Source organism: Chitinophaga qingshengii (assembly GCF_014529935.1).
GTDB classification, from domain to species: Bacteria; Bacteroidota; Bacteroidia; order Chitinophagales; family Chitinophagaceae; genus Chitinophaga; species Chitinophaga qingshengii.
In genome coordinates this window covers 508,216-525,312 of the sequence record NZ_JACVFC010000002.1, presented here as the reverse complement: position 1 = coordinate 525,312, position 17,097 = coordinate 508,216, and the positions used below count along the sequence as shown (strand labels likewise).

General features: G+C 49.6%; 12 protein-coding genes. 4 read left to right on the top strand and 8 right to left on the bottom strand.

Features of this window, described 5'->3' with window-relative positions; genetic code table 11:
* Positions 1 to 16: 16 nt before the first annotated feature.
* Together ICL07_RS17335 and ICL07_RS17330 are read left to right on the top strand one after the other, a co-directional pair.
* On the top strand, positions 17 to 1,258 hold the full coding sequence (locus ICL07_RS17335) for a DUF4374 domain-containing protein (RefSeq protein WP_188089287.1): 1,242 nt from the start codon (positions 17 to 19) through the stop codon (positions 1,256 to 1,258).
* A gap of 9 nt (positions 1,259 to 1,267) precedes the next feature.
* A complete protein-coding gene (locus ICL07_RS17330; protein ID WP_188089286.1) occupies positions 1,268 to 2,461 on the top strand; it encodes a PepSY-associated TM helix domain-containing protein in 1,194 nt (397 codons plus the stop codon).
* 118 nt (positions 2,462 to 2,579) lie between these two features.
* Here the strand turns inward: ICL07_RS17330 and ICL07_RS17325 are convergent, their stop codons facing one another.
* The gene (locus ICL07_RS17325; RefSeq protein WP_188089285.1) at positions 2,580 to 3,683 is read right to left on the bottom strand and encodes a LamG domain-containing protein; all 1,104 of its coding nucleotides are present in this window, start codon (positions 3,681 to 3,683) and stop codon (positions 2,580 to 2,582) included.
* Positions 3,684 to 3,808: 125 nt separating this feature from the next.
* Here ICL07_RS17325 and ICL07_RS17320 point away from each other — a divergent pair, with 125 nt between their 5' ends.
* Positions 3,809 to 5,170 (top strand): hypothetical protein, encoded by a 1,362-nt coding sequence (locus ICL07_RS17320; protein WP_188089284.1) that lies wholly within the window; start codon positions 3,809 to 3,811, stop codon positions 5,168 to 5,170.
* 30 nt (positions 5,171 to 5,200) lie between these two features.
* On the opposite strand, the gene ICL07_RS17315 is transcribed toward ICL07_RS17320, so the two are convergent.
* From ICL07_RS17315 to ICL07_RS17285, 7 genes are all read right to left on the bottom strand, one after another.
* Complete coding sequence (locus ICL07_RS17315; protein WP_188089283.1) at positions 5,201 to 6,331, bottom strand: DUF4855 domain-containing protein; 1,131 nt, start codon at positions 6,329 to 6,331, stop codon at positions 5,201 to 5,203.
* 25 nt (positions 6,332 to 6,356) lie between these two features.
* On the bottom strand, positions 6,357 to 7,025 hold the full coding sequence (locus ICL07_RS17310) for a DUF4998 domain-containing protein (protein WP_188089282.1): 669 nt from the start codon (positions 7,023 to 7,025) through the stop codon (positions 6,357 to 6,359).
* A gap of 18 nt (positions 7,026 to 7,043) precedes the next feature.
* Complete coding sequence (locus ICL07_RS17305) at positions 7,044 to 8,249, bottom strand: DUF5000 domain-containing lipoprotein (RefSeq protein WP_188089281.1); 1,206 nt, start codon at positions 8,247 to 8,249, stop codon at positions 7,044 to 7,046.
* Positions 8,250 to 8,284: 35 nt separating this feature from the next.
* Entirely contained in the window at positions 8,285 to 10,210 is a 1,926-nt protein-coding gene (locus ICL07_RS17300; RefSeq protein ID WP_188089280.1) for a RagB/SusD family nutrient uptake outer membrane protein, read from the bottom strand.
* 17 nt (positions 10,211 to 10,227) lie between these two features.
* The gene (locus tag ICL07_RS17295) at positions 10,228 to 13,617 is read right to left on the bottom strand and encodes a SusC/RagA family TonB-linked outer membrane protein (RefSeq protein WP_246485083.1); all 3,390 of its coding nucleotides are present in this window, start codon (positions 13,615 to 13,617) and stop codon (positions 10,228 to 10,230) included.
* Between the two features lie 245 nt (positions 13,618 to 13,862).
* Positions 13,863 to 15,020, bottom strand: a complete 1,158-nt coding sequence (locus ICL07_RS17290; RefSeq protein ID WP_188089278.1) for a FecR family protein — start codon at positions 15,018 to 15,020, stop codon at positions 13,863 to 13,865.
* Between the two features lie 132 nt (positions 15,021 to 15,152).
* Complete coding sequence (locus tag ICL07_RS17285; protein WP_188089277.1) at positions 15,153 to 15,752, bottom strand: RNA polymerase sigma factor; 600 nt, start codon at positions 15,750 to 15,752, stop codon at positions 15,153 to 15,155.
* A 179-nt stretch (positions 15,753 to 15,931) separates the two neighbouring features.
* Between ICL07_RS17285 and ICL07_RS17280 the strand changes: the two genes are divergently transcribed.
* Positions 15,932 to 17,089, top strand: coding sequence for an SGNH/GDSL hydrolase family protein (locus tag ICL07_RS17280; RefSeq protein ID WP_188089276.1), 1,158 nt, complete (start codon positions 15,932 to 15,934; stop codon positions 17,087 to 17,089).
* The last annotated feature ends 8 nt before the right edge of the window (positions 17,090 to 17,097 follow it).

Genomic DNA, 17,097 nt, shown 5'->3' with positions numbered 1-17,097 from the left:
GTTTAAATAAACAGTTATGAAGAAAATCAGCAAATATTGGTTACTGGCGGCAGGCATTGTGTTTTTTATGTCCGCCTGTGATAAGGACAATACACTGGGTACAGAAGATTTCCAGGAATATACACCACAGGGCAGAACCAAATATATTATAACGGCGACGCCTGTAGGAACAACCGGTATCGCAGATTATCTGCTGACTGCCGATGATGTGAACAGCGGATCTGTTTCCACCAGCGGTAACGGAAAAGAGCAGGATGGTTCTTACCGGTATTATCTCACCCATAAGGGGAGATTTTTCAGCCTGCTTTATGGGCAGGGCAATCCTGGTGACGTGACTACCTACCGACTTACGCAGGCCGGTAAACTGGTGCTGACCCGGTTTTTCCAGGCAGAGACAGTACAGGTGCTGGCTAAAGTACAGGATGAATTGTTACTGATGAAGGTGCCCCGTTCCGGTAATGAAAACGCGTCCTTTTATCGCATTGATGCCCTGAAGTCCCGTGTGAACGGCGAAAAACAGGTGAACATCGTACAACTGGCCGCCAATGGGGAACGTGCTCACTTTACCTGGGCCACACAGGTGGGCAATAAAGTGTTTGCCCCTTACATGAGCATCAAAGGTTGTTGTGGCGACGCGTTTGGTACCGCTTACCCGGATAGCAGCTGGATTGCCGTTTTCTCTTATCCTGATCTCCACCTGGAAAAAGTAATCCGTGATAATCGTACCAGCTTTATTGGCAACTACTTTACCAATGGCCTGGCCGTGACGGAAAATGGCGACGTATATGGTTATTCCTCTGCAGCGGCTACCAACAGCTCTAAGTATATCTCCACCAAACCCTCTGCTATTGTGCGGGTGTTACAAGGTACTACTGAGTTTGACCAGTCTTACTTCTTCAATGTACAGGAGCAGTCCGGTGGTTATCGTATTGCTTCCCAGCTGTACCTGGCCGGTAATAAAATGTTGCTGATGATGTACGATAAACCGGGCGCATTCAAAGGAGACCTGAAACTCGCTATGGTAGATCTGGTGAACAAAACTTTTGAATGGGTGAAAGGCGCTCCGCAAAGTATTAACAGTATTTCCGCGCCATATAATAACAACACCCTGTCTGATGACGGTAAAACTGCTTTTATCGGACTGAACACCCCATCCGGCAACTGGATCTATAAAATAGATATTGCAGCGGCTACAGTGTCCCGGGGAATGAAAGTAGAAGGTGGTACGATCACCGCTATCACTAAAATGATCTATTAATCGGTAGCCATGAAAAAGAAACAGAACAAGTCTTTGTTTTACCGCATCTCCGCCTGGCTGCACCTGTGGCTGGGACTCATTACCGGTATCATTATGGTCATCGTTTGTGTGACCGGATGTATCTGGGTTTTTAACGAAGAAATCACCGGGTGGATGCAACCGGAGACAAAAGTGGCCCGGCAGGATAAACCGGTGATACCGCCATCCCGTATCCTGGAAATAGCAGCGCGGGAGTATCCGGACAAACAGGCGGGTTACGCTATCTACAGAGATGGCAGGACGGTAGAAGTGAATGTGGGCGGACGCCGCAGCGGTTCTACACTCAAGCTGAATCCTTATACGGGAGAAGTGATCAGTAAGGTGACCCGTAAAGATGGCGAAGTAGATTTTTTCCGGTGGATATTAAACGGGCATCGTTTCCTCTGGTTGCCTTATAAAATTGGCCGGCCTATTATCAATTACAGCACCCTGATATTTGTGATCACGCTGGTGACGGGCCTGGTACTTTGGTGGCCGAAGAAGTGGACTAAAAGCACCCGGGAACAAAGTTTCAACATAAAGTGGGGGGCCAGTTTTAAACGCGTCAATTATGACCTGCACAATGTACTCGGCTTTTACGCTTTGTTGTTATTGTTTGCCATAGGCGTTACCGGTATGGTCTGGGGAATTGAATGGTTCAGTAAAGGACTGTACTGGGTAACTGCCGGCGGGAAGCCATTGCCGGAGTATACGGAGTTAAAATCAGACAGTACCCGGGCGGCGAACAATCATATGACCTTAGGACAGGCCATGGATGGCGCCTGGGCACAGGTGGCTGCCAAATACCCGAAGGCGAATGGGTTTTATATGGGTTTCCCGGATACGGCGAAAGCGGCATCCACGATCTCTCTGATCGTGTATCCCAGCAAAGGACAGTATTATAACAATGTGCGGTATGCGTTTGACCGGCATACACTTGCACGAATAAAAGACAGCAGCGTGTATGCGCAGCCGTATGAAGAAGCCGGTTTCGGTACCAAACTGCGGCGCATGAACTATGATATTCACGTGGGTAGTATTATGGGGCTGCCTGGTAAGTTCCTGGCTTTTTTTGCCAGTCTTATCGGCGCTACGCTGCCGGTGACAGGCTTCCTGATCTGGTGGGGACGGAAGAAGAAAAAAACAAAGCCGGCGCCTGTTAAGAAAGCGGCTACCGTTATGTAGAGATTTTTTGATTTACGGATTTAGGAATTTAGTTGGATATTTTATTATTTATGGGTTTCCAAAATGTCAAAATTCCTAAATAAATTCCTAAATCCGTAAATCAAAAAATCCGTAAATATCAGTATTCCAGCAGGATGCCCTCTATATCGTCCATACGGGCGATGAGGCCCCAGCCGAAGAAGTTGTTGGCTACCCCGATAACCAGCTCGTTGTTACCGGTTTTGAGCGGCAGGTAAAACGAAGTGTTTTCAAGCGTACAACGGCCTGCCGGTACTTTGGCCATGGGCGTGCCAAACCTGTTTTTATCGGCATATACCGGTGCCCCGTTAACGTATACCCATATATCATCGCTGAACCCGAGACTGATTTTTTTCAGTTGGGCGGAATCCGCCTGGATGGTGGTTTTGAGCCAGACGAGGCGAGGCGTAACACTTTTGCCGAATTGCCGGGTGAGGTTCACGAGTCCGCGTCTTTCGGCGATGAGGGGGCTCCAGGTAGCTTTGGGTGAAGGAAAATCGCGCAGTATATCCGGCTCATGTGGCATACTATCCGGCTGACTAACCAGCCACTTACGCAGGTAACGGGCATCACTAAACGTAGGATCGAGGCCGGGAACAGGGGAGAGCCCTGCTGTTACACCCGGTTTGATGACAAGATTGGCAATGTAGGCCTGTCCATCGAAGGCGATGCCACCGTGATCGGTATTGCCTTCCAGGTAGGGGATTTCCAGTACCGGCTGATGATTGACAAATACCCGCATCTGTCTGCCGGAGATAATCAGCTTCACATGATTCCACCGGTTCCTGTCGAAATCGGCAGGCCCCTGGAACTGGTAGTACAAATCCCAAAGGTTGACTTCATCCAGGAACGGCGCGTATTGTACGCCCTGCGGCGCATGTGGTTTGCCGGCTCTTGGCGTACGGAAATAGAAGCACTCTTTTTCTTTGTTATCGGCTCTTCTGAAATAAATAGCGGTAAAATCATCACCTACCGGCTCTATGTCGTATTCGATAGTGCCATCCCGGAAATCCAGGTTTTTCAGGATAGCCTGGCTGTTGACGGACGTTAACGCCATAGCCGGTACATCACGGTGGGTGATGAACCGGACCTTATCCGGCGCAAATTCCCAATGAGCTGCTTTTAAAGGTATCTGCCCCGATGATTGTGCCTTGACTTGCATGCTGAAAAACAGGAGTACCATTCCGGCGATTTTTCTTGTCATGATCTGTTGATTTTTGGATTTGAAATTCACATGCCGCAAAAGTGAATAATGAGTACCTTCAGGGCTAAACAAACCATTAACAAGTTGGTGCAAGTGTGTGCAAGTTTATAAGCCGTTGTTTTTGAATGGAAAATAATATCGATAACTACTATATACGTTTATGCCTGAACGTAGTGGAAACGAAGTTGAACCGGGGACCTTCTTCGGAATGGAACACCTACGACTTCGAAAAACTCAGTGTAGACATACAGGAGGTCACCGGTATATCATTGAGTGTAACCACCCTGAAAAGGTTATGGGGTAAGCTGTCGTATCAGCATACGCCTGCCATGACCACGCTGAACACCATCGCCCGTTTCGCAGGGTACGACGACTGGCGGGCGTTCCGCTTGCAGACGGAGCGGAAGGAAAATGCAGACCCGATGGTGGGTCATCTCCCGGAAAAAGGTATGCCCGGTGTTGGGCATCTCCGGGAAAAAGGTATCTCAAACGTTAATCATCTCCCGGAGGAAAATGCAGCAAACGTTGGTCATCTCCCGAAAGAAGAAAAAAAACGCAAGGGGTACATGTGGTGGGCATTCCTGTTATTGCCCCTGGCGGCGGGCATATTTCTGTGGGGCCGTCAGCCGGCGAAAAAAGCAGATCCGGCAGCTTATCAGTTCAGCAGTAATAAAATGATCCGTGAAGGAGTGCCCAACTCAGTGATCTTTCACTACGATGCTACTGCGGCTGGCAACGATACGGTGTTTATCGCGCAAACCTGGGATGTAAGCCGCAAAGTAGCGGTGCCCAAAGACAAACATCAGTATTCGGCAATTTATTATGTGCCGGGTTATTTCAAGGCTAAACTGATGATAGGAGAACAGATCGTAAAAACACATGATCTGTTGATCCGCTCCGGAGGCTGGGTAGCCCTGTGTGAAGAAGAGGCGCCGGTACCGGTATATTTCAAAAAAGAAGCGTTTACACAGGATAGTATACTGTCGGTAGACGTCCCGCTGTTACAAAAATATTCCCTTTACGATCGGCCCAAACCAGCTATGGTACGTTTTGTGAACGTACAGGATATGGGCGGCCTCCAAAACGATCATTTCATTTTTGAAACGATGGTGAAAAATCCGAAGCATGATAAATCCGTGGCGTGTCAAAACGTACAGGTGTTACTGTTATGTAAAGATGATGTGATCATTGTGTCGCTGTGCCCTAAAGGATGTGTGGGCGACCTGGAGCTGTATGGCAGGGGACATGGTGTATCCAGCCGTGATGCGGACCTCTCCGGTTTCGGTTGTGAGCTGGACAGCTGGGTACCGCTGCGGATAGAAGGTAAGGGGAATCAACTGCGTTTCCTGGTCAATGGCAAAGTGGCTTACGAACTGGATTGCCCCAATGCTGCGGAAGAAATTGTAGGACTGCAATACCGTTTTTATGGACCCGGCGCCATCAAAAACACCCGGTTCATACAAGATGACCGGGTGCTTAAACTGTGACATGTATGACTGAGGGAAAAGAATGGTTCGTTAGTGCGTGTCTGCCGCTTTTTGCCGGGTGACGATAATATCGGAGAGCCGTTTAACCAGGCTGACGATCGTAGTATCGGTGCTTTGCGACATCTGCAGCCAGCCGCCGCCTCCTTCATAGTAGGCCACCGGTAAGTTTTTCCAGGCGCCGCTTTTATCAAATTCATTAATATAGTCGGTGTATTTCTGGCGATAACCTGCCTCCGTCAGCAGGCGGCCGTCGAATTCCATTTCCAGCGCCATTTTATTGGATTTGGCAAAGTTGATAGCCCCGGTGAGGATGGAATAAGGCGAAGCCAGATCAAAGAAATAGTTAGGCTGCTGATAAGCGATATCGAAACCCATCGCTTTCCAGTTGCCCGCGCCTGCTGCGCCATAGTAGGGTATCCAGTAAAAACGCTGTTGTTTGGCGTGCAGATTGTTGGCAATTACCGGCAGTATTTGTGCGGCGCCGGTGTTTTGTTCTGCTACCCAATAAAAACCCTGTAATTCGATATGTTTGAAATTAGCCGCCTGCCACATAGCGAGGGCGGTGTCTACATACCATTTGCAGGCAGCCACCCTGTCGGCGCTGTCTGCGAAGTTGAGGATTTTACCATTCAGCTCGCCCCAGTTGCTCAGCTTCTGAATAGGCTCCGGTAACGTGAGCACTACTTTTCTTTTTCGTACAGGCTTGATGTTTAGTTGCGCCAGGCTATCCAGCACATCATCAAGTGCATGCAGGGCTTTACCGCTTTCAAAATTACGGTCCAGCAACCATTGCCATTCTGCTTTGCCGGCAGGCAATGGATCATAGCCTTCTGCATATTCATGTCCCTGGCCATCTGTGAATTCGATGAACAGGAATCCGTCAAACAGCCAGTCGATACCCGTGCTGGTAGTGCGGTATATATAAGGTTTGAGCTGGTCTTTAGTCCATGGTAGCCTATGTACACCACCCTGATAAATCAGCGCCAGATCGGAGATATACCAGGAGGGCAGTGGTTTGACGGCGGTCGGAGAGTTAAGCGTCGTGGCATTTTTTTCTTCTTCCGGCGTACCTGTCAGCATTGCTTTCTGACAGGAGGTGGTGACAGAGGCTGTAGAGACCATAAAGGCCAGGCTCGTCAGTAAAAATGATAGTTTAAGCATGACGTGCGTTTTTAAAAGTGGTTAATTATTGAGGAGTACGTGTAATGGCAGTGGTATAAAAAGTGTCGATACACAGTGTATCGGGCCTGAACAGGGTGCGGTAAGAGAAACTGCTGCCGGGTTTGTAGTCAGGCAGCGTGGTGCTGTTGGTGGTACGCGGTTCCTTTATCACTACTGTTTTTCCACCGGTATTGGTATAAGTGATTTCCATGCCGGTAACGGTTTCTTCTACGAGGCCCCAGGTGAGCACGGCATTGCCGTCGCTGATCACTACATTGGTGAGTGCGCGGTTGAGCAGGCTGTTTTTGTAGATGTTACCGTAAGAACGGCCACTGATATAGGCCGGTACGGAACGGGAGCCAGTGCTGTTCCAGGTGTACACTTCAAAACTGTAGGTGCCTTCCGGCATTTTATCGAAGAGGTAGTGCATAGAATCTACTCCTTCACTGCGTTTTACCGGTATCACTACAGAATCTCTTTTGGTGTTGTAGTAGATGGTAACACCGGAAATCTTTGGATCGGAGATCAGCAGCCAGTTGAGTTGTAACCGGCCATCGCCGGGTAAAACTTTTAACGAGTCTACCCGGCCGGTGTAAGCTATTTCCTGCCGTCCAACGAGATCAAGATAGGCGTCCATCTTGGTGCAGCTGAACAGTATTGTTGTAAAGCCTAATAAGAGAAGTATATTTTTCATGTAGGATTTTTTTGATCGTTATTGGGTATCTCCCCAGAAAGTGATTTCAGAGAAACTGAGATTACCGTTACCCATCCAGTTTTCCAGGCATTTCACGCGGATGTAGCGGAAAGAAGGCAAACCGTCGGGGAAGTTGGCCTGATCGCCGCGCAGCCATACTTCGGCATCTGCATCGTTGTATTGTTCGCCTTGCAAGCCGGAAGGTTTTACCTGTTCATAGTAGAGTATTTTGGTCCAGCTGTCCCAGCTGCCATCGGCTGAAGGATTGTTACTGCCCCACAACTCATACTTGCGTACGGCTTTATTGATAAACCGGTAGTAGTGATTGAGGCGGAATCGGCTGATATGTGCTGTTTGTCCCAGGTCGATACTGATGGAAGTAGGAGTGCCGTCTGTAGGTCCGTTGGTGGATATGTTGAGCCAGTTGTTGCCGTTACCGTCGTAGGGGCTATCGAAAGTGGAGGAGTATTTGCCATCCCAGATAAAACTCAGGGCAATATTCCATTGGTCGGTGTATATCGGGCCATCGCCGGGGAATTTGATTTCCCTGAACTTCGCTTTGTCGAGCATTTTCTCAAACAGTGGTGTCAGTTCCTGGAAAAGTGTATCGGAGGTGTTGCCCCATTTATCGCGGATAAATACGCCGAAACGCGCTTTCTTAGCGGGCAGGCCGCGGAAGGTGTGGTTGCCTTCTTTAGTGGCGGAGTAATAGGTATCCAGTAAGGCTAATCCTTTTTGTAAGGAATCAGGTCCACAGAAACCTATTTCCAGTTCCAGCCCGGTAGGGTTCTTAAATTTCAGGTTTACCCCACCGAAATCAGCCCCGAGTGAGAAAGATTTGTACACATCGGCGAAAGGTGGTTCCTGCGGGTGTATGGTAATAGTGGCCGGCGTAGAACGTACTTCGCTTTTGTTGACGGAATACAGTTTCACTTCACGGGGAGCGGTGTCTCCGAGTCCTTCTATGACCAGGGTATTGGTATAGTAGGAGGCTTTGAACTGGCGGGTGACGCCTTGTTGGTTCGTAACTTCTGCCATCACATACAGCAGGTTGGTGCTGGAAGGCAGTACGTATGTGAGTTTGGCGCCACCGGGGATGGGTTGTTCCGTGATTTTTGTTACGCTCTCCGGCGGCGTGTTATCGTCAGCGTTAGGTTTCATTATTTCTTCCTTGCAGGCGAACAGTGAGCAACCTGCGAGCAGTAGAAAAATATATCGTTTCATATATAACGTGTGTTGACAGGATGATAGAAATAGGTTTACCAGCCGGGATTCTGTACCAGATTGGTGTTCACGGTCAGGTCATATTCCTTCAGCGGCCAGAAATAGTCCCGTGGTGCTATAAATGTTTGCTGGAACAAGGTGCGCGGGCGATAATAGTCTGCCGCCAGGCGTTGGTTCACGTCCCATCCCAATACCGGTTTGTTTTGATATACCACTGCTTCTTTCCATCTTCTCAGGTCCCAGTTACGGGAGCCTTCAAAGCACAGTTCTATCATTCTTTCCTGGTGGATGATATCGCGGAGGCCTTCTTTGGTGCTGAATTTACCGGGACTGGTAGAGAAATTGCTCCAGGAGTTGACGACGCCATCGAGACCGGCGCGTTTGCGGATTTTATCGAGCCAGGTGATAGCATCTGTGCCTTTGCCGGTTTCGTTCAATCCTTCCGCATACAGCAGGTACAGATCGGCCAGGCGCATTTCGGGCCAGGGATAGGTTTCCGACGTATAGCCGTTGTTCGTCTGTACAAATTTCCAGTTCACCAGTTTCTTCGGCCAGTAGCCGGTTTGAGAATAAAACTGGTCGGATACTTTCCCTTGTGGTTGCCCGAATTTAGCTTTTACATTCCAGGCGTTTTCATCGGAGGCGTTGCTCTGCATGAACCAGCGGCATCCGTCAAATGCGAGACTGGCATAGAAGCGGTTTTCGCGGTCGAAGTTGAGGTTGGCGGTGGTGTAGCCTTCCTGTACATTGAGCCTGTCTGCGTAGGTGCCTACCCGTGTTTCGTAGCGCCGGCCATAGTCCCAGGTTTTATCTTCATTGATGGGTACCCCGTTTTTGCTGTAGAATGTCTCTGCCATTTTCATGGTGGGCGCCATGTAGGAGTTGAGGTAGGTGGAATTAGGGAAAGCGGGGTCTATCCTGTCTACCATGGAATACCGCTGCAGGGCGCCGTCCAGGTTGCCGGACAATGCCCAGATGGTTTCCGTATTCCATTTTTCTGTTACGCTGCCGCGTATACTCATTTGTATGGCGGTAGCGGGGGATACTTTCACGAAAGGATCAGTGAATTGATACAGGCGGATGCCAACGCCTTCGCAGCTTTTAATAGCAGCTTCACAGGCAGCCACGGCTTTTTCCCATTTGCCGGCGTCGTAGGTAGGATTAAAGAGCAGCTGGCCGTCTTTATCTTTAAAGCCGGCATAGTCGGGGTTACCGTTGAACAACGGGCTGGCCGCCATCGTTAGCAGTTTGGCTTTCAGCATGAGTGCCGCCGGTTTGGTAACACGTCCCAACTCCGTTCCCCGGTTGGTGATTTCCTCCGGCAGCACCGCCGCTGCTTCATCCAACAATCCAACAATATAATCCACTACTTTATCTACAGGATCACGTTTAACTTTTACCTGTTCAGGTGTAGCAGAAACAGGCAGACTTTTATCCGTGATAGGGATAGGTCCGTACATGCGTAACAGGTAGAAATGATAATAGGCTTTGAGGAATTTTACTTCCGCTATCCATCGTTTTTGCATATCGGGGCCGAGGTAGGCAATATGTTTATAGGCGCCGTCCTCCATCATGTTTTCCAGGAAGATGTTGCAGTCGCGAATAGCTTTAAAGTAAGGTTTGGCGTGGTTTTCACCATCCCAGAAATTTACCCAGGGGCCTACTACATTTTGGTCTCCCCGGGCTATTTTCCAGGGGGATTGATAAAAATAGTTGTTCTCGTAATACGTCCACATATCGTCTGCACCAAAAAACAGGATGTTGGAAACGGGTCCTACGTCCGGCAGATAGCCGTAACAGGTGTACAGATATTTTTCTGCTTCTGTTCTATTGGCGAATGCGTTCTTCAGTGTCACCACGTTGTCGGGAACAATATCGAGGAATGGCTTTTTGCAGGCGGTGGTAAACAGTCCTGCGGAGAGGGCTATTCCGTATATGCTGTGTAGAAGACTTTTTTTCATGTAACAAGTATTAAGCATTAAAAACCGAGAATGATGCCTGCGTTGAATACCCGTTGCACCGGGTAGCCGAGACCGTTACCTCCCATTTCCACATCCCATAATTTGAAATTGCTGAAGCTGAGCAGGTTGAAACCGTTGGCATAGATGCGCAGGTTGCTGAGGCGATAACGTTTTAAACCTCTGGCAGGCAGGGTGTATCCCAGTTCCACGGTTTTGAGGCGGAGGAAGGAGCCGTTACGCATCCACCAGGTGGAGGTTTGCAGGTTATTGCCCTGGTAGCTATAACTGAGCCGTGGCCAGAAGGCGTACAGATCGCGGTTGTTTTCTGACCAGTGGCTATTGGCAATCACTTGTAACAGGCCGTGCTGGTCTACTGTGCCGCCGTTGTATCCGGTGACGAAAGGCGAGATATCGCTGGGGTTAATGAAGAGGGATGACCGGCCGGACCCCTGGAAGAACGCGCTGATATCGAAAGCGCCGTACCCGAAGGTGAAACCGAAGCCGTAGTTGATTTCCGGGGTGGTGGGATAACCGATGGGCACTTTGTCCAGGTCGGTGATCTGGCCATCGCCGTTGATGTCTTTGTATTTGATATCACCGGCCATCGCCGCGCCATAGTTTTGGCGGGGAGAATTGAGTACTTCGTGCTCATCCACGAAATACCGCTCCGCTACCAGGCCCCACCACTGGGAGACAGGATATCCTACCCTGGAGAGGTATCTGTTCTGATCAGGATAGTTGGGTTCTTCGTTGACCAGGATCTTACTGGTGGCATAAGTGAAAGTGCCCCGTATTTGCGCCCAGGTTTTTTTGCCGAAGTTGCGTTTATATTCAAACGACATATCTACCCCGCGGCCTTCTGCGATACCTACGTTGGCTTGTGGCGTGCCGTACAGTCCCATAGTAGTAGGAATATAGGAACGCGACATGAGGATGTTGGTGCGGCGTTCGTGGAAGAAATCGGCTTCCACATGCAGGTCTTTGAACAATTCCAGTTCGAAACCGAGATTTGTTTTGTAGGCTTTTTCCCAGGTAATGTCTTTATTCTCGTAACGGTTGATCCTTACACCGGCTCTGCTTTCGGTGAAGTTTTCGCCGAAGGTATAGCCATTACCGCCATTGAGGTTAACGTTGGACAGGTAAAAGAAACGGTCATTGGTATCACCTATCTGGTCGTTACCCACCAAACCATAAGTGGCTCTGAATTTCAACCGGGAGATTACCGGCAACAGCGGTTCAAAGAAAGATTCATTGCTCACTGTCCAGCCACCACCGATAGAAGGGAAGAAACCCCAGCGGTGATGCCTGTCAAATCTTTCGGAGCCATTGTAACCGAAGTTGAATTCCATCATTAAACGGTCGTCGTAGGCATAGGTGAACCTTCCGGAGACGCCCTGGTTGCGGCGCGGCAGCGAAGCAATGAGCGAGCCGGCGTTGGCCGACAGCTGATTGTTGAGGATAGTGATGAGCATCGCGCCGATAGCGTGACGGTCACGGATTGTTTTGTTATAGTTCAGCGCCGCTTCGAGGTAGGTGTAGGTGGTCACTTGTTTGTCACCCTGGCTGTAGCTCAGGTATTCCGTTCCCTGGGTTTCGTTGAGCAGGGTGAGGCCGCGGAAACCTTCTTCCGGGTCCAGGCTCACACTATAATAGAAAGGATTGAACTGTCTGCTCATGTTGAAGAACGAATACCTCCTGGTGTAAGCCATCATTCTGGCCGACAGACCTTTGGTGAAGAAGTTGAGGTCTTGTTTCAGTTCCAGTTGTGCAATGAGCGTAGAGGAGCTTTCCTGCTGGAAGCCGGATACTGCGTTGGCGAAGGGGTTGGTATAAAAGCCGCCGTTTTGCGCTTTCATATTACCGAAGAGCGGATGTTTTTCATCGGGCGCGAAACTGGCGGGGAAGTAGGCCGGGAAACGTACCGGGGTCGCCATCATGGCCTGACGGAAAATATTGCCACCGCCGCCGATAGGGCCGTTGTAATCGGAGAACCTGCCGGAGGTACGTACTATCGCTTCCGTAGTAGGTGTGAGTTTTATATTGACGTTGGACCTTACTTCATAGTTACGGCTTTTAACGTTACTGTTGAAGTTGTTGTCGTTAATCGTACGCAGTACGCCATTATCAATGTTGTAGGTAGCGGCGATATAATATTGTGCGCGGTCCACGCCGCCACTGAGGTTGAGGTTATAACGCTGGTTGTTGGTATAATCTTTTATCAGTTCCTTTATCCAGTTGTTGCTGGGGTACAGGTATGGATCATCACCGGCGGCCGTATGAGCTATCTGGCTTTGTGTATAAGGCCTGTTGGTGAGTGGTTCCCGGGTAATCACCGCTTCGTTGGCCAGGTTCATATAGGTAATGTTATCCGCCAGTTTAAAGTTGCGCGTATTGGAAGACATGGAATTTTCAACACGTACATTGAAGCGGGTTTTACCTAGCTGCCCCGACTTGGTCGTCACCAGGATAACGCCGTTAGCGCCTCTGGCGCCGTATAAGGAGGAAGCAGTGGCATCTTTCAGGATAGAGAAACCGGCGATATCGTCCGGCTGGATGCGTGCCAGGTCATTAGACCCGCTTTCCATACCATCTATCAGGATCAGCGGATCTACTTTACCACTGCCGAAAGAGGTGATACCACGAATGAAGAATTCCGCGTTGTCGCGGCCGGGTTCACCACTGCGCTGGAAAGAAATCACGCCGGCGATCCGGCCGGCCATCATGGTGGTGAGGTTACTGGTCGGTCCTTTCAGTTCTTTGGGGTTGATGGTGGTTACCGCACCCACCATGCTGCTTTTTTTCTGCGTACCGTAGGCTACTACCGCTACTTCATTCAGTTTACTGTCCACGGATTGCAGTATTGCATTGACCGTGCCGCTATGGGTGACCGGTATTTCCTTGCGGTCGAAGCCGATGTAGGTAAAGATGAGCACGTCTTTAGCGGGCATCTTCATGGTGAAGTTACCGGAGGCATCGGTCTGAACGCCTTTTTTAGGGTCTGACCGCAGGGTGACCGATACGCCGGGGAGCGACTGGCCGGTGCTGTCCGTTACCTTACCGCGGATAACGATGGAGGAATCGGCTGCAATTGCGTTACGTATAGCCGTTGGTGTTTCCTTTTCCCGGATAATAACAGTGGAGCCAACTACCGACCAGGTAAGGGGCAGATCTTTCATACAGGCTTTCAGGGCTTCTTCCATGGAAGCATTGGTAACAGTAATGTCGATACCCTGTGTCCGTTGCAGCATCTGGCGGTCGCCAATAAAGCTGCATCCGGTTTGTTTGCGGATAGATTTTAGCACTTCCAGCAACGAGGCGTCTTTACGGTGAAGTGTTACCTGCTGGCCAAAAGCGCCGGCGGAAGCCTGTAGGGTAGCTGCAATCATCAAGACGAGCGTCAGTTTCATAAACAGCAGAATTGTGGGGGGCATGCCTCCGGCCTGCCTACCCCGTTTGACCTTTTGTTTAAAAAGCATAAATTTGGTACGCTTGGTTTAATGTTAAGAATTCATTCAGTCCACTGATGAAGGATTAGACCGGGCAATAGTTACCCCGGACGCGTTGCGACCGCGTCTGGGTTTTTCTTCGGTGAGATCCTGTTTTGATGGAATTACATGATGTTAATTTTGGTTGATACGAAAAGCTGTTTTTATTACGGTGTTACTATTATTTTTCTGTTGGTTGATTTAAAATGTATATCTCCTGTAAACTCCAGTATTTTCAATACTTCGCTTAGGTTTTCATTCCGTGAAATATCTCCTATGAATGCCTGATTACTGATATTGCCTTCATACTCCACCTGTATATCGTACCATCGTTCCAGTTGCGGCATAATATCGCGGATATTACCGTTGAAAATAAAACGTCCGTCTTTCCAGGCCATTTCCTGATCGGTGTCTACTGTCCGGACAGTGAAAGCATCATTGCCTTTGGACAGGAGAGATTGCTGACCGGGTGTGAGTTGCAGGGTATGGTTACCGGAGCTGACCGCCACCTTGCCTTCCACGAGGGTAGTGCGCAACTGTGTTTCGTCCGGGTAGGCGCTAACAGCGAAATGGGTACCGAGCACGTTAATCTGCATATGACCTGCTTTTACAATAAAGGGCTGGGCCGCCTGGGGCGCTACTTCGAAATAGGCTTCACCGGTGACTTCCACCGTACGGTCGTTACCGTTAAAGGCTACCGGAAAACGGATAGAAGAGGCTGCGTTGAGCCATACCCGTGTGCCGTCCTGTAACACTAACCGGTATTGCCCCCCTCGCGGGGTGGTGAGGGTATTGTATACCGCAGCACCATCGCTCCGCTGGGGGTCGTACTGTAATAATCCGGCTGTTATTTTCATGACGTGGCTGGGCGTAGCGGCGCCGATGGCGCCTGTGCTGTCCAGTGAAATAGTAGTACCGTCTGCCAGTTGTAGGGTGGCGCGGTTGCTGCCGGCCGGAATATCTGCTACGGCGGCAACTGAGCCATGTTTATGAAAAGTATGTTGTTGCCAGATGGTATAGCTGGTAGCTGCCAGTAACAACGCAATGCCTGCCGCCAGCATACGTTTTCTTTTCCACCAGGGCAGGGATACTATCCTGGCAGGCTGTTGATGGTCCATATCCCGCAACATACGCTCCAGTAGCTCCCGGTTGGCGGGTAACCATACCGGGTGCTGCTCCAGTAACAGCGTATATTCGTCCAGCAGACTTTGTACCCTGGCGAGCGGTTGTTCGTGAATCCATTGCTCAAAGGCGGCATGTTCCTCCGGTGTAGCCTGTCCGGCTGCATATCTTTTCACGAAGAGGCCTGCTTCTTCATTGTTCATAAAGCGACATTTTGGTTGCACAGCTTATAGTAAGACACGCATGTTCCAAAATAAGACAGGTCTATTAGAAAAAAAATTTTTTAATTGCAGGGAAGATAATTAAATCGTAGGCTAATAGTGCTACATGATAAGTTAGATACAGTTGTCAAACAGGGTCATAAAAACCAGCAGGGAAGCGGTAATATCACCATGTTTTTGCAGATAGTCACGGATGAAGTCCGAAGCCGCGTAGAGGTGTTGTTTTACGGCAGAAGAGGAGATGTGCAGCTGGTCGGCAATTTCGTGGGTGTTCAGCCCGTTTTCGTGGCTTAGCCGGAACACTTCCTGCCGGCGCTTGGGTAACTTGTTAATGGCGTCTTTGGCTATTTCGTAATATTGTTTGTATTGCAGCAATTCACCGGCATCGGCATTCTCAGGCGCATCTTCGGCGGCCATCATCTTTTGTACACGCAGCTTCACTTTGGCACTGCGGAAATAATTTAATACCTGGTTGCGCGTTACACGGAAAAGAAAATTGCGCATAGACTTAATCTCTCCCAATGTTTCCCGTTTCATCCAGATACGGGTAAAAACATTCTGAAGGATATCTTCCGCATCTTCCTTTGAACGGATGAAAAGATAGATATAACGGTATAACTCGCCTGCATGCTGTTCATACAGCAGTACAAAAGACGCTCTGTCACCCTGGTACAGGCCCGTCATCATAGCAACATCATCAGGCAAGTTATTCATATGTGGTCCGTGAAATTACATCAACGCTGTTGGCAGCATTCACAGCTTTAAGATAGATAAATCAAATTAATAATCAAATTCCGGGAGCTTCCGGAGGATCAAAATTCAATCATCCCCTGCGAAAATTCAGCAGGAATGTTTGCTGATCACCGGTTATCTTGTTACCGGAAAATTCCGTTATGAAAAAATTACTCCAGGTATTATTGTTATGTGCTGTTCTTCCGGCAGCAGCGCAGTTAAAAAGTGAAACCTTTATTACCCGTTATGGTAAGCTTGATAATGTATGGCATCAGATAAGTGTCCGTAAACAGGCCAGGGTGGCTTTTCTGGGCGGCTCTATTACCAATATGGAAGGCTGGCGGGGAAAAACAGGCGATTACCTGGTCCGTACCTATCCGGCCACGGCTTTCACCTTGCTCAATGCAGGTATCCCTTCACTGGGCAGCCTGCCGCATGTTTTCCGGTTGCAACAGGATGTGCTGGATAAAGGCCAGGTGGACCTGCTTTTTGTGGAGGCGGCAGTAAATGACAAGGTGAACGGTACACCGGCAACGGTACAACGCAGAGCACTCGAAGGCATTATCCGTCACGCGCTGACAGCCAACCCTCATATGAACATTGTCCTGATGGCTTTTGTGGATGAAGATAAGATGGCAGACTACCGTGCCGGCAGGGTACCGGCGGAGGTAGCGCTGCATGAGGAACTGGCGCGGTATTACCATCTGCCTTTCATTAACCTGGCGAAGGAAGTGACGGCACGCATCGATGCGGGAGAGTTTACCTGGAAAGAAGATTTTAAAGACCTGCACCCTTCTCCCTTTGGCCAGGAGATTTATTTTAATACCATCCGCCAGTTGCTGGACGGGGCTTTCGATCATCCGGCGCCCCGGAAAATGCAGCGGGCGAAGCTGCCCGCGCCGACGGATGCCTTTAACTATGCCCGTGGTAACTACCTGGACATACACAAGGCTACCCGTTTACAGGGTTTTGTGGCAGATGAATCATGGCAACCAACGGACAAAGTACATACCCGGCCCGGATTTGTACGGGTGCCGATGCTCGTGTCCGGTAATACGGAAGCATCGCTGGAACTGCCCTTTACCGGCCGGGCCATAGGCGTGGCGCTGCTGTCCGGCCCGGATGCCGGGATTATCCGTTATAGTATCGACGGACAACCGGAGCAGCAACTGGATACCCGTACCCAATGGAGCCGGAGCCTGTATCTTCCCTGGTATTTGTTACTGGGAGATAACCTTTCCACGGGTACCCATACACTGAAAATCACCACCACACCCGGCAGTGTCTGCCGTATTGTTCATTTCCTGGTGAACCGATAAAAATTTCT

Bases quoted from the DNA above. Each gene is read 5' to 3' on its own strand.
- ICL07_RS17305 (WP_188089281.1), bottom strand. From the start codon at position 8,249: ATGAAACGATATATTTTTCTACTGCTCGCAGGTTGCTCACTGTTCGCC.
- ICL07_RS17280 (WP_188089276.1), top strand. From the start codon at position 15,932: ATGAAAAAATTACTCCAGGTATTATTGTTATGTGCTGTTCTTCCGGCA.
- ICL07_RS17330 (WP_188089286.1), top strand. From the start codon at position 1,268: ATGAAAAAGAAACAGAACAAGTCTTTGTTTTACCGCATCTCCGCCTGG.
- ICL07_RS17325 (WP_188089285.1), bottom strand. From the start codon at position 3,683: ATGACAAGAAAAATCGCCGGAATGGTACTCCTGTTTTTCAGCATGCAA.
- ICL07_RS17310 (WP_188089282.1), bottom strand. From the start codon at position 7,025: ATGAAAAATATACTTCTCTTATTAGGCTTTACAACAATACTGTTCAGC.
- ICL07_RS17335 (WP_188089287.1), top strand. From the start codon at position 17: ATGAAGAAAATCAGCAAATATTGGTTACTGGCGGCAGGCATTGTGTTT.
- ICL07_RS17295 (WP_246485083.1), bottom strand. From the start codon at position 13,617: ATGAAACTGACGCTCGTCTTGATGATTGCAGCTACCCTACAGGCTTCC.
- ICL07_RS17320 (WP_188089284.1), top strand. From the start codon at position 3,809: ATGGAAAATAATATCGATAACTACTATATACGTTTATGCCTGAACGTA.
- ICL07_RS17290 (WP_188089278.1), bottom strand. From the start codon at position 15,020: ATGAACAATGAAGAAGCAGGCCTCTTCGTGAAAAGATATGCAGCCGGA.
- ICL07_RS17285 (WP_188089277.1), bottom strand. From the start codon at position 15,752: ATGAATAACTTGCCTGATGATGTTGCTATGATGACGGGCCTGTACCAG.
- ICL07_RS17315 (WP_188089283.1), bottom strand. From the start codon at position 6,331: ATGCTTAAACTATCATTTTTACTGACGAGCCTGGCCTTTATGGTCTCT.
- ICL07_RS17300 (WP_188089280.1), bottom strand. From the start codon at position 10,210: ATGAAAAAAAGTCTTCTACACAGCATATACGGAATAGCCCTCTCCGCA.